This window comes from Roseibium sp., from assembly GCF_048260565.1.
Classification (GTDB): domain Bacteria; phylum Pseudomonadota; class Alphaproteobacteria; order Rhizobiales; family Stappiaceae; genus Roseibium.
Genome location: NZ_JBLXGP010000007.1, coordinates 218,847 through 230,596, shown reverse-complemented (window position 1 = coordinate 230,596; position 11,750 = coordinate 218,847). Strand labels below are relative to the sequence as shown.

The following is an 11,750-nucleotide window of genomic DNA, read 5'->3' as shown; positions in this document are numbered from 1 at the left end:
TGAAACGCCGACAATCGCCACAAAACCTAATCCAAAATAACAAACCCGCCGAAATCGACGGGTTTGTCAGCGGTCTGGGCAGCCTCTCTAATGGCTGTCCTTTTTTGTCCCGCCCTAAATTTCCGGCCGATCTTTACGCAGAGCCTGTCCGTCGCCGATACTCCGTCCGTCCTTTTTCGATACGGATTTTGCCCTCAATGCTGCCGAAACGCTTGCGCATCACCCCGACGCTGACATCGGTGATCGGAGCTTTCGTCCTCATCACCGCGGCTCTCGTTCTTCTGGTTCAGGCCTACACGTCGCAGAAAGTGGTCCGCCATCTCGGCGGCGAACTGGTCGACACGGGCATGCGGTCACTCGAAGGGGCCTTCAACGACAAGCTCGACGCGGTGGTCGAGATGGGACACTTCACGGCCGAAGGCCTTAAGTCGGGTGCGATTCCGCATAACGACCCGGATGCCCTGGCCGAGTATCTCTACGGTTCGCTCGCAGCAATGCCGCATGTCTCCTTCGTTGCCGTAGCGGACCAGGATGGAAACACGACGGAGATCGATCGTGGCGAAGCCGACGATATCTCCATCCCCAATTTCATCAGGAACGCAAAAAACGATCCGATCCTCGGTCCGCTTCTGAACGAGGCTGCCAAAGCCGATGAACCGTTCTGGACAAGGGCGAAATACCTGCCTGATCGCGGACACAGCTATGTCGGGCACATTACCCCGGTGCGTATCGACGGAAAATTCGCCGGAGTTGTCATCGTGGCCATGTCGCTGCACCGGATTTCGGATATCACGCGGGATATTTCCAGCGACATGATCACCGTGTTTCTCATGGAACCAGGCACCAACAATATTTTCGCCCATCCGGCCCTTACCTCCGAAAATGATCAGGCCACGGTCACCAGCCCGCTGATCGACCTTGCCAATGTTCCGGACGAATTTCTCTCAAACCTCACCTCGGCCGAACTCGTGGAAGGCGGGACAGACGGGAAGAACCGGGGGCACGAATTGCGCGTCGGGTATGATGCCGACGGGCACAAGCGCTTTATCCTGTTGGACAAGGGCACGCATGGCCTCAAAGGATTTCCGGTCAGGCTCGGCGCCCATTTTCCGGCAGAGATTCTCGAACAACCGTTGCACCAACTCAGCGACGCCGCCCTGATCGGCGTGGCCCTTCTCGGCGTATCCCTGATCGGCGCCGGCATCCTGTCCCATCATATCGGCTCGCCGATCAGACGGGCCGCCAAGGGCGCGCGCGCGGTGGCACGGCTCGATCTCGATGAGGTCCCGGAACTGCCCCATTCCATGGTGCGCGAACTGGACGACCTGTCCACGGGTTTCAATACGATGGTGAGCGGCCTGTCGGCCTTCATGCGCTACATGCCCAAGACGCTGGTCACCAAGCTCATCCGCGAAGGCCGCGCGGACAGCCCGCCGGAAGAACGGAACCTGACGGTGCTGTTCACCGATATCGTTGGCTTCACGTCCCTCTCGGAATCCATGAGCGCGCCTGAGATTGCCGCCTTCGTCAACCATCACCTGACCCTGATCGGCTCCGTCATCGAAACCCATGGCGGCACCATCGACAAATATGTGGGCGACAGCGTCATGGCTTTCTGGGGCGCCCCGGAGCGGATCGAAAACCCGGCCGAGCCGGCCGCGCGGGCGGCTCTGGACATTGCCGGTGTCGTCCATGCGGACAATCTGGCACGGAAGGAGCAAGGCCTGCCTCCTGTGCATATCCGCATCGGACTTCACGGGGGTCCGCTGGTTGTCGGTGACATCGGCGCGCCGAGCCGCGTCAACTATACGGTCATCGGCGACACGGTGAATGTGGCCTCGCGGCTGGAATCTCTGGGCCGTGAAGTCGACCCGGATGCCGAAGTCATTATCCTTGCGTCGCAGGATATCGGCAACAATCTGCCTGCGGACATTCGCTACTCCCCGCTGGGAGAGCAGAAGGTCAAAGGCAAGGACAGGCCGGTGGAGGTCATCCGGCTGACGCTGGAAACCCGCTGATCAGTCCACCGTCTTCAGAAAGGGATTCAACATCGCCTTTTTAACAATCCGCTTCAAAGAAAATGATTCAAGATCTTCAACCAGGCGGCGAAACTGAATCCAAGAACGGCGGCAAATGCTTGATTTGCCGCCGTTTTTCCCAGGTCATTGTCAACTATTCAGTGTGTTCAACCGATCAGTGAACCAGAATGTTCCGGAACTGCCAGGGATCGGTTACGTCGATGTCTTCCGGATAATAGCCGGGACGTCCCTGCAGCGGCGTCCAATCGGTGTAGTAGCCTTTCACCGGACCGAGATAGGGCATCTGGATTTCCAGGCAGCGCCTGTAATCCATCTCGTCGGTTTCCACGATGCCTTCTTCCGGATTTTCCAGTGCCCAGACCATCCCCGCCAGGACCGCCGAGGAGACCTGCAGGCCGGTGGCGTTCTGGTCGGGCGCCAGCTCGCGGGTCTCTTCCACCGACAGCTGGGAACCGTACCAGTAGGCGTTCTTCTCGTGACCGTAGAGCAGCACACCCAGTTCGTCGATGCCCGTCTCGATCTCGTCCTCGTTGAGCACATGCAGTTCCGGCTGGATCTTGCCGCCGGACCCGAACAGCTCATGCAGAGACAACACAGCCACATTCGCCGGGTGATAGGCATAGTGGCAGGTCGGCCGGTAGGTGGTCTTCTTGTCCTTCTTCACGGTGAAGTAGTCGGCGATGGAGATCGCCTCGTTATGGGTGACCAGGAAGCCGTATTGGGCACCGGGCGTCGGGCACCAGGTGCGCACGCGGGTATTGGCGCCGGACTGTTCCAGATAGATTGCCGCCTGGCATCCCTTCTTGTGGGCCTTCGCGTTGCCGGGCTTCCATTTCTCATGGGTGCCCCAGCCAAGCTCCGCCGGCTGGAAGCCTTCGGACAGGAAGCCTTCCACGGACCAGGTGTTCCAGAAGGCGTCGAGCGGCTTTGCCCCCTTGGCGATCTGCGTGTCGCGCTCGGCGATGTGGATGCCCTTTACGCCGGCCTTCTTCATCAGCTTCGCCCAGTCCTTGCGGCTGGCGGGTTCCTCGAACTTCAAGCCGATGTCGCGGGCGATGTCCACCAGCGCCTTCTTGACGAACCAGGACACCATGCCCGGATTGGCGCCGCAGCAGGACACGGCGGTGGTGCCGCCCGGGTTTTTCTTCTTCTCCTTGCGCACGGTCTCGCGCAGGGCGTAGTTCGTCCGCGCCTCGGCGTCGGCCTTTTCATCGAAATAGAAGCCGGGCCACGGTTCCACGACCGTGTCGATATAAAGGACGCCGAGCTTGCGGCAGAGCTTCATGATGTCGAGGGAAGACGTATCGACGGAGAGATTGACGCAGAAGCCCTGGCCCTCGCCATCGGTCAGCAGCGGGGTCAGGACCTCTTCATAATTTTCAGGTGTCAGGGCCGCTTTCTCGAAACGATAGCCCCTGTCGGAAATCAGGCCGGCGTCCCGGTCCACCGGATCGATCACGGTGAACCGCTTGGCGTCGAAATCGAAATGACGTTCGATCAGCGGCAGCGTGCCCTTACCGATGGACCCGAAGCCGATCATGACGACCGGGCCGGTGATCGCACCGTGTTTCGGCCAGACTTGCGCAGGCGCCTTTTTCGGAGCGGCTTTTCTCGCCGATACTTTGCGAGTTGGGGCTTTACGGGTTGAAGCCTTGCGGACGGCCGCCGGTTTCGCAGCAACCGGCTTCGAAGCCGAGGCTTTGGCGGTTGCCGGTTTGCGCACGGCAGGCTTGCGGGTTCCGGATTTGGGAGCTCGTGCTTTGGACAGGGTCTCGTCAGTCATCTCTCTCCACCTCAGGCAAAAAAATTGTGCCGGCATCGGCGATGCCGGCACATGTTCATATCGAAAAGTTCTTCAGGCAACCTTGTGATAGGGCAAATCGACGGACGGCACACCGAGTGCCGCTGCCGGATCGATCTGGCCGGCGGCCGTCAGGCAGCCGGACAGCCGTCCCAGATGGCCGGAGGCAAACTCCAGACCGAGGAAACGTTCCCGTTCGAGCGGACCGGGTAGCACGACACTGTCCAGAAGCCCGCGCGCGAAGCCGAACCGCTCGTAGTAGGCAAGGTCGCCTACGAGCAAAACCGAACCGTGACCGGCAAGCGCCGCCTGGGTCAACACATGGCGCATCAAACGATCGCCGATACGCTGCCCCTGGCAGGTCTTGGCGACGGCAAGGGGGCCGAGCATCAGGGAGCCCTGCCCCGCCGTATCCGCAACCGGCCAGAGCCGGACGGTGCCGACAAGCGCGTCGTCCTCATCGAGTGCCGAGTAGGCAAAGGCCGGCAGGCGGCCTTCGCGCAGCCGTTCGCTGGTTTTCTGATGCCGGTCGAAACCGAAACTCAGGTCAAGCAGCGCCTCGCGGGCGCCGACATGAGCCGGCGCCTCGTCAACAATGTTGATCATCGTCAGCGATCCTCAGATCACGTAGGAGGCCAGAGGCGCGAAGCCGTTGAAGCCCACGGACGAATAAGTGGTGGTGTAGGCGCCACAAGCCTCGATCAGCACCTTGTCGCCGATCGACAGGCTGACCGGCAGTTCGTAGGGCGTCTTTTCGTAAAGAACGTCCACGCTGTCGCAGGTCGGGCCGGCCAGCACGCAGGGAGCCGTCTGGTCGCCGTCGCGCGGGGTGCGGATCGGGTAGCGGATCGCTTCGTCCATGGTCTCGGCGAGACCGTGGAACTTGCCGATGTCGAGGAAGACCCAGCGGACGTCGTCGTCAGCGGATTTCTTCGAAATCAGAACCACTTCCGATTCGATCATACCGGCGTTGCCGACCATGCCGCGGCCCGGTTCGATGATGGTCGACGGCAGACGGTTGCCGAAGTGATCGGTCAGCGCGCGGAAGATCGCCTCGCCGTAGCTCGGCACGCCCGGGACGTCCTTCAGGTAACGGGTCGGGAAACCGCCGCCCATGTTGACCATCTTCAGTTCGATGCCACGGGTCGCCATTTCGCGGAACACGCCGGCGGCCATGGACAGAGCTGCGTCCCATGCACCCAGGTTGGCCTGCTGCGAACCGACGTGGAACGACACGCCATGAGCGACTAGGCCGGAGCGGTGCGCATGTTCCAGAACGTCCGCAGCCATTTCCGGGGCGCAGCCGAACTTCCGCGACAGCGGCCATTCGGCGCCGACACCGTCGCAAAGCACGCGGCAGAAGACACGGGAACCGGAAGCCACGCGGGCAATCTTGTCGACTTCTTCCACGCTGTCGACGGCAAACAGGCGGACGCCATATTCAAAGGCGCGGGCGATGTCCCGTTCCTTCTTGATGGTGTTGCCGTAGGAAATGCGGCCAGCATCCGCGCCGGTTGCCAGCACCATCTCGATTTCGCCGACGGAGGCGCAATCGAAGGACGAGCCGAGGCTTTCCAGCAGGGACAGGATTTCGGGCGCCGGATTGGCTTTCACGGCGTAGTAGACAGAAGTGTCCGGCAGAGCCTTTGCAAAGGTCAGGTAGTTTTCACGGACAATGTCGGTGTCAACGACAACGCAGGGGCCTTCGTCTTCGCGGCGGCGGAGGAATTCGCGGATACGTTCGCTCATCGGGGTACTACCCTTTTCCAATCTGTCGTGCGAAGCCGGCTTTCTCTTTGCTGGCCGCTTCGCAGCTTCACGTCGCAGGATGCCGATAAGGCAGGACCGCGATCCCCGTGGTGGAAGCCGGGGGCGGCGTGCAATAGCGGCGACGGTTGGGCGATGCGAGCCGAAGGCAGCGCAAAGCTTTCCCGCGTCGGGAATGCCGTTGATTGGATCGGGAAACCGAACCGCACGTCGGGCAATGATGTAACAAGTGCCTCTTCAGTGACCCCGGAGGTTGGAAACCCCGGCAGAGACCGAAAAAACCCTCTGTACGTCGTTGCTTTAAGCCGTCCGGATCATGCTGCCCCGCCCCTTGGCGGTGTTTTGCGGCAGCGGCCCCTTAAGAGATGTCTTCATCAGCCATCCCATGAACGACCACGGGCACGTGCGAATTTGGGCAAGCCGTATTTGGGGCAATTCGCCTTTCAGTTCAAGTGATTTTTTTCGGAAATCTCAAAAAAATTCCAGGCATTAAAGAAGGGGCCGCGAAGGCCCCTTCTTCTGACAGGCAACCGGCAATGCGGGTGGGGGGCATGGGATGCCGGCCGCTGCCATTTCCTCAGGCAGGGGAAACCGATTCCCCTGCCGATCTTGTCGAACTTCAGCGGTTGCCGCGGCCGCAGCCGGAACCTCCCCGCTGGCCAGGGCCAAAGCCGCCGTGATGCCACTTGCCCTTGCCCATGCCCTTGCGGCCAAAGTCGGCGGCGGTAAGGACACCGTCATCGTTGCGGTCCATACGCTCGACCAGGTCTTTGGTGCGCTCGGCATGTTCTTCCGGGGTGATCTTCAGATCTCCGTCCGTATCCATGCTCTGGAACATACGGACCACGCGGGGCTCCTGCAGGGTCATCCAGATCGCGGAGAAGTCATCGAGGGAGAAGGAGCCGGATTTGTCCGTGTCGGCGGAGGCATAAAGCTTTCCTCGAACTTCGGTGAACTCCTCACGGGTGATCTTGCCGTCGTTGTCCGTATCGAAGACCTGGAACATGCCGGCCATCATGCCGTGACCACCCATTGGGCCCATACCCATGTACCCGCGGGTGCCGCCGCCCATGCCCTGCTGCCGACCCCAATGGTGGCCCCAACGCGGACCGTTCCGGCCATCATCGTCGTTCCAGCGCATACCGCCACCCTGGCCGCTTCCTTGGCCGCGACCCTGGCCGGGTCCGAAGCCCTGCCCCATTCCTTGACCCATGCCTTTTCCTGGGCCCATTTCCTGGCCCATTCCCTGGCCCATGCCTTTTCCTGGGCCCATTCCCTGGCCCATGCCTTTTCCTGGACCCATGCCGCGGCCGGGGGTCGTGTCGTCATCGGAATCAGTCGCGCTGCCAGGCCTCATGCCCTTTCCCGGACCGAAGCCCTTGCCGCCGGGGCGGCCGCGCAGGATTTCCAGTTCGCCGTTGCCATCCCTGTCGAGACGGGCAAACATACGGTCGCTCTGGGTGTTGAATTCCGCTTCGGTGACCGTGCCGTCGCCGTCCTTGTCGAGGCGCTGGAAGGCACGGACCTGCATGTCCTTGCTCCGCTTGGCAAAGCCGGTCTTGAATTCATTCAAATCGACGGATCCGTCTCCGCTGGTATCCATCTCGGTAAAGCGATTTGCCGCGGCTTCATCGACTTCCGCCTGGGTGATGACACCGTCGCCGTTGACGTCGAAGCGTTCCATGATCCGGCCGCCGCGCATTCCGCCCCGCGGACCGCCCATCATGTGCCAGCCCTGCGGGCCATGTCCGCCGCCCCATCCCGGAACACCTTGTGCATATACGCTCATGGAAGTGGTGAGAGCCGTACCCGCAACACCTGCTGCCAGCGCTGCCATTGCGAATGTTTTAAGCGTTTTCATCTCACATTACTCCGTGGTTCGTCGTTGCGATGACCAAGAGATAAGCGTGAAATGTCTCAAAAATACGGTCGGCAACCGGGCGAAGTGTCTCCAATTGTCCGCATTTGCCGGCCTGTTACATCCTGATACAAAATCGGCTCGCGAAGGCATTCGCAACGCATTAGGTAAGGTCAGGACCCAAGGTTACAGAGCCGCATTACCGATCGGAGCCTGAGAGTGAACGACCCGAGCCCCCATATTCTCGTCGTGGACGACCACCGGGATATCCGGGAAACGCTTGCGCGTTATCTGATCAAGAACGGCCTGAGGGCAACCACGGCCGAAAGTGCCGCCCATGCCCGCAAGGCCCTGAAGGCGGCCTCGATCGACCTGGTAGTCCTGGACATCATGATGCCCGGAGAGGACGGACTGTCGCTGTGCCGCCATCTGGTGGAAACCGGATCCATCCCTGTGATCCTGCTGACGGCCATGGCGGATGATACCGACCGGGTGATAGGCCTTGAAATCGGCGCCGACGACTATGTCACCAAGCCGTTCAATCCGCGTGAGCTTCTGGCCCGCATCCGTGCGGTCCTCAGACGAACCTCGCTCGTGCCCAAGGATCGCGATCCGATGGAACAGGAGGAACTGGGCTTCGAGGGCTGGCGTCTCAATGTCTCCAAACGCGAACTGCTGGATTCGGACGGGGTGGTGGTTCCCCTCTCAAGCGGCGAGTTCCAGCTCCTGTGCGCCTTCCTCAAGCGGCCGAAGATGGTGCTGACCCGCGACCAGCTTCTGGACCTGACCACCGGACGGACGCCGACCGTGTTCGACCGCTCCATCGACAACCAGGTGTCGCGGCTCAGGCGCAAGATCGAGGTGGACCCGAAGGATCCCAAAATGATCAAGACCGTCTGGGGCGGCGGCTACATGCTGACGGCGGATGTCAAAGGCAGCGCCGAATGACACTTTCCTCCTGGCGTATTCCGTTTCCACGCAGTCTGGCCGGCCAGCTCATCGGGCTGTTGCTGATCGCCCTGTTCGTGGCCCAGGCGATCAGTATCTGGATCTTCCACGACGAACGGCGGATCGCGCTGATCGAGGTCGCCCGCGACAACATTCTGATGCGCGCCGTTTCCATCGCCAAGCTGATCGACGAGACGCCGGAATCCTTACAGGCACGGATACTGGAAGCCTCCTCCAGCCGGCATACGACTTTCTGGATCGGAGAAGCACCGGTGGTTCGCGATCCCGGCACAGACAGTACGGAAATCCGCCTGCAGCAGATTCTGGCGGACCGGTTTTCGCCGCCGCGCGATGTCCTGCTGGACCTGATGGATCCGCGCAGCCGTCAGCCGGACTTCGGGAATTTGAGGGAAGACGATGAAGACAAGGACGGAGAACGGCCGCAGCGCCCCTCCTTGCGCGCCCCGTCCGGCCAAGTGCACCCCGGCCGGCTGCACCGGCTGAAGCGGGGCCATATCGACCTTGCGCTCAGTATCCCGCTTTCGAACGGCTCCTTCCTGAACGTGGAAACGAACTATCGTCCGCCGCCGCGCACCATGAAGCCGCTTCTGGTGCAGCTCGGCCTGATGGCCGTGGCGGTGATCCTGATCGTTGCCTTTGCGGTGAGACGGGTTTCGCGTCCCTTGCGCGATCTCGCCAATGCCGCGGAACGGCTCGGCCGAGGCGAGGATGTTGCCGAACTTGAAGCCACCGGCCCGTTAGAGGTACGCACGGTGACGGAAGCCTTTAACAGCATGCAGGACAGGCTGACCCGCTTTGTCCGCGACCGGACCCGCATGCTCGCGGCCATCAGCCACGACCTGCGCACGCCGATCACGTCGCTCAGGTTGCGCGCGGAATTCATCGAAGACGATGAAAACCGCGAAAAGATCATCGAGACGCTGGAGGAAATGAGCCAGATGACGGAGGCGACCCTCGCCTTTGCCCGCGACGAGGCGGCAAGGGAAGAGGCAAGACCGACCGATCTGGGGTCGCTTCTGGAGAGCCTGGCCGGCGATCAGCAGGATCTGGGCCATCAGGCCACGGTCAACGAAGCCGAGCGGCTGGTGATTTCCTGTCGGCCGGTCGCTTTGAGACGCGCCTTCCGCAACCTGATCGAAAACGGCATCCGCTACGGCGAAGCGGTCGAGGTCGATCTCGTCCGGGACGGCAAGGAAGCGGTCGTCACCATTTCCGACCAGGGGCCCGGCATTCCCGACGACCGGCTCGCCGACGTGTTCGAACCCTTTGTCCGGCTGGAGGAATCGCGCAGCGAGGAAACCGGCGGCATCGGCCTGGGGCTCGCCATCTCCCGCTCGATCATCCACGCCCACGGCGGCACGATCGAGCTGAAGAACGGCGACGGTCGCGGCCTTAGGGCGGTGGTACGGCTACCGATAGGCGGTTAGGTCACGGACCTAAAGCGCCGCCTTGCTGTCCTCCGGCGCTTCCTCTCGATCGTTCAGACCGTAGTCGCGGATGACGCTGCAGACTTTCAGCCGGTAGTCCTTGAACAGCACGTTCCGGCCGGCGGTCTGCGCCTTGCGGTGGGCCATGACATTGCGCCAGTCGTCCAGCGCCTTTTCATCGCGAAAGAACGAGATCGACAGCAGCTTGCCCGGATTGGTCAGGCTCTGGAACCGCTCCACGGAAATGAAGCCGTCGATGCCCTCCAGCACCGGGCGCAGGCTGGCTGCGATTTCCAGGTAGCGGTCCTTGTGTTCCGCATGCGGTTCCACTTCGAAAATGATGGCGATCATTGTTGCTCCTCCGGACTCTCCTGCCATGAGGATATACCGTCCGAGGCCAGCTTGAGAAACGTGCGATCCTCGCGCAACAGGAATTTCTCACGTTGTGCGAACTCGTAATTCTCCCGGCCGAGCGGATCCGCGGCCAGTCGCTGCCGGTAGGCCTCGTAGGCCGCGAGGCTCTCGATGTTGTAGACTCCATAGGCCAGGGTGCTCGACCCCTCGTGTGGTGCATAGTAGCCGATGAGATCGGCGCCGCAGCGGGGAATGGCAACGCCCCAGTTGCGGGCGTATTGCTCGAAGGCGGACCGTTTGGTCGGGTCGATATGATAGCGGATAAAGCAAGTCAGCATGAGATGGGACCTCTATAATCGTGAGGTCACCGGTCTCGCATATTGCCGGATGCAAATGCTTCGACTAGCATCGAAGTATGAAAGATGGACCCGATATCGCCCTGATCGGTTCGCTTATCGGCGACCCGGCCCGTGCAAACATGCTGACCGCGCTCATGAGCGGCAAGGCGCTGACCGCCAGCGAATTGGCCGTGGAAGCCGGCATCACGCCGCAAACCGCGAGTTCTCACCTTGCCCGGCTTGCAGAGGCGGGCCTGGTCACCCCGCACAAGCAGGGACGTCACCGCTATTATGGCCTCGCCGACGACGATGTGGCTGCCGTTCTTGAAAGCCTGATGGGACTGGCCGCGAAAAAGGGGCACCTTCGTACACGAACCGGGCCAAAGGACCCCGAACTGCGCAAGGCGCGGGTCTGTTACAATCACCTGGCCGGCGATCTCGGCGTCAGGGTTTATGAAAGCCTGCTCGCGCGCGGGCATCTGGTTACTGACGAAGCCGGCTTGATCGACCTTTCCGCAAACGGCGAAGCATTTCTAACCTCTCTCGAGATCGATCTGTCGGCCGGCGCCGCAACGAGACAGGCCCGTTGCAAATCCTGCCTGGACTGGAGCGAGCGCCGGTACCATCTCGCCGGTTCGACCGGTCGTGCCCTTCTGGCCCGTTTTCAGGACCTCGGCTGGGCATGCCGCGTTGAAGGTTCGCGCCTCGTTCGGTTCTCGCAAGACGGAGAACGCGCGCTGACGGATGCGTTTCCCCTCCCCGCCTGAGCAATAAAAAACCCGGCCGAAGCCGGGTCTTCAAGGCTCAGGATGGACGTCCTGCCCCTTTCGCGCTCTTGCGCCTTTCAGGCCGAGCGTTCTTTTCCGGTCATCAGAGCGACGGCCGGCGGTTAGTGTGTTGCGGGTTTTGCTTCCCTGAACAGCCGGTAAAGGCGCGAGGGCAGCCACCGCAGCCGGTCCCGGCTGTAGTCCTGGCGATGGTCCACGATCAGGCATTTGGCAATGTGCACATTCATTTGGGCATCTCCTTTTTGTCTGTTTTCGGCCCGGTACGTATGAATATAGCGCACTACGTGCACTTATCAAGGCGTACTGTGTGCATTTCTAACGTATTTCTTCCAAGAGTCCCCGACGTCAGGTGACACATTTAATTGAGACATAAAAAAAGCCGCAGTTCCCGGGGAACTGCGGCTCGGAT

At 61.3% G+C, this 11,750-nt stretch carries 11 protein-coding genes; 4 read left to right on the top strand and 7 right to left on the bottom strand.

Annotated features, from left to right (window positions below):
- The first annotated feature begins 197 nt into the window (after positions 1-197).
- Positions 198-2,018: an adenylate/guanylate cyclase domain-containing protein gene (locus tag ACN0SO_RS16795; protein ID WP_417679789.1), complete on the top strand. Its 1,821-nt coding sequence runs from the start codon at positions 198-200 to the stop codon at positions 2,016-2,018.
- A gap of 175 nt (positions 2,019-2,193) precedes the next feature.
- On the opposite strand, the gene ACN0SO_RS16790 is transcribed toward ACN0SO_RS16795, so the two are convergent.
- The 4 genes from ACN0SO_RS16790 to ACN0SO_RS16775 all read right to left on the bottom strand — a co-directional run bounded on the left by ACN0SO_RS16790 (position 2,194) and on the right by ACN0SO_RS16775 (position 7,468).
- Positions 2,194-3,579 (bottom strand): homospermidine synthase, encoded by a 1,386-nt coding sequence (locus ACN0SO_RS16790; protein ID WP_417679797.1) that lies wholly within the window; start codon positions 3,577-3,579, stop codon positions 2,194-2,196.
- Positions 3,580-3,894: 315 nt separating this feature from the next.
- Complete coding sequence (locus tag ACN0SO_RS16785; RefSeq protein WP_417679787.1) at positions 3,895-4,446, bottom strand: GNAT family N-acetyltransferase; 552 nt, start codon at positions 4,444-4,446, stop codon at positions 3,895-3,897.
- A gap of 12 nt (positions 4,447-4,458) precedes the next feature.
- Positions 4,459-5,589 carry a type III PLP-dependent enzyme gene (locus ACN0SO_RS16780; RefSeq protein ID WP_417679785.1) on the bottom strand — a complete coding sequence of 377 codons (1,131 nt, stop codon included), beginning with the start codon at positions 5,587-5,589 and terminating at the stop codon, positions 4,459-4,461.
- A gap of 637 nt (positions 5,590-6,226) precedes the next feature.
- Complete coding sequence (locus ACN0SO_RS16775) at positions 6,227-7,468, bottom strand: EF-hand domain-containing protein (RefSeq protein ID WP_417679783.1); 1,242 nt, start codon at positions 7,466-7,468, stop codon at positions 6,227-6,229.
- 216 nt (positions 7,469-7,684) lie between these two features.
- On the opposite strand from ACN0SO_RS16775, the gene ACN0SO_RS16770 reads away from it, so the two are divergent.
- Together ACN0SO_RS16770 and ACN0SO_RS16765 are read left to right on the top strand one after the other, a co-directional pair.
- Positions 7,685-8,413, top strand: coding sequence for a response regulator (locus ACN0SO_RS16770; protein WP_417679781.1), 729 nt, complete (start codon positions 7,685-7,687; stop codon positions 8,411-8,413).
- Complete coding sequence (locus ACN0SO_RS16765; RefSeq protein WP_417679779.1) at positions 8,410-9,861, top strand: ATP-binding protein; 1,452 nt, start codon at positions 8,410-8,412, stop codon at positions 9,859-9,861. Before ACN0SO_RS16770 ends, ACN0SO_RS16765 begins: the two co-directional genes overlap by 4 nt.
- Positions 9,862-9,870: 9 nt before the next feature.
- Here the strand turns inward: ACN0SO_RS16765 and ACN0SO_RS16760 are convergent, their stop codons facing one another.
- Positions 9,871-10,212 (bottom strand): antibiotic biosynthesis monooxygenase family protein, encoded by a 342-nt coding sequence (locus ACN0SO_RS16760; protein WP_417679777.1) that lies wholly within the window; start codon positions 10,210-10,212, stop codon positions 9,871-9,873.
- Positions 10,209-10,553 carry an NIPSNAP family protein gene (locus tag ACN0SO_RS16755; protein WP_417679775.1) on the bottom strand — a complete coding sequence of 115 codons (345 nt, stop codon included), beginning with the start codon at positions 10,551-10,553 and terminating at the stop codon, positions 10,209-10,211. Before ACN0SO_RS16755 ends, ACN0SO_RS16760 begins: the two co-directional genes overlap by 4 nt.
- A 77-nt stretch (positions 10,554-10,630) precedes the next feature.
- On the opposite strand from ACN0SO_RS16755, the gene ACN0SO_RS16750 reads away from it, so the two are divergent.
- Positions 10,631-11,320 carry an ArsR/SmtB family transcription factor gene (locus tag ACN0SO_RS16750; protein ID WP_417679773.1) on the top strand — a complete coding sequence of 230 codons (690 nt, stop codon included), beginning with the start codon at positions 10,631-10,633 and terminating at the stop codon, positions 11,318-11,320.
- 122 nt (positions 11,321-11,442) lie between these two features.
- On the opposite strand, the gene ACN0SO_RS16745 is transcribed toward ACN0SO_RS16750, so the two are convergent.
- Positions 11,443-11,568, bottom strand: a complete 126-nt coding sequence (locus tag ACN0SO_RS16745) for a hypothetical protein (protein ID WP_417679771.1) — start codon at positions 11,566-11,568, stop codon at positions 11,443-11,445.
- Between the last annotated feature and the right edge of the window lie 182 nt (positions 11,569-11,750).

What these genes read in the sequence shown, in the direction of transcription:
- ACN0SO_RS16795 (WP_417679789.1), top strand. Translation starts at nt 198, where the DNA reads ATGCTGCCGAAACGCTTGCGCATCACCCCGACGCTGACATCGGTGATC.
- ACN0SO_RS16790 (WP_417679797.1), bottom strand. Translation starts at nt 3,579, where the DNA reads ATGATCGGCTTCGGGTCCATCGGTAAGGGCACGCTGCCGCTGATCGAA.
- ACN0SO_RS16785 (WP_417679787.1), bottom strand. Translation starts at nt 4,446, where the DNA reads ATGATCAACATTGTTGACGAGGCGCCGGCTCATGTCGGCGCCCGCGAG.
- ACN0SO_RS16780 (WP_417679785.1), bottom strand. Translation starts at nt 5,589, where the DNA reads ATGAGCGAACGTATCCGCGAATTCCTCCGCCGCCGCGAAGACGAAGGC.
- ACN0SO_RS16775 (WP_417679783.1), bottom strand. Translation starts at nt 7,468, where the DNA reads ATGAAAACGCTTAAAACATTCGCAATGGCAGCGCTGGCAGCAGGTGTT.
- ACN0SO_RS16765 (WP_417679779.1), top strand. Translation starts at nt 8,410, where the DNA reads ATGACACTTTCCTCCTGGCGTATTCCGTTTCCACGCAGTCTGGCCGGC.
- ACN0SO_RS16760 (WP_417679777.1), bottom strand. Translation starts at nt 10,212, where the DNA reads ATGATCGCCATCATTTTCGAAGTGGAACCGCATGCGGAACACAAGGAC.
- ACN0SO_RS16755 (WP_417679775.1), bottom strand. Translation starts at nt 10,553, where the DNA reads ATGCTGACTTGCTTTATCCGCTATCATATCGACCCGACCAAACGGTCC.
- ACN0SO_RS16750 (WP_417679773.1), top strand. Translation starts at nt 10,631, where the DNA reads ATGAAAGATGGACCCGATATCGCCCTGATCGGTTCGCTTATCGGCGAC.
- ACN0SO_RS16745 (WP_417679771.1), bottom strand. Translation starts at nt 11,568, where the DNA reads ATGAATGTGCACATTGCCAAATGCCTGATCGTGGACCATCGCCAGGAC.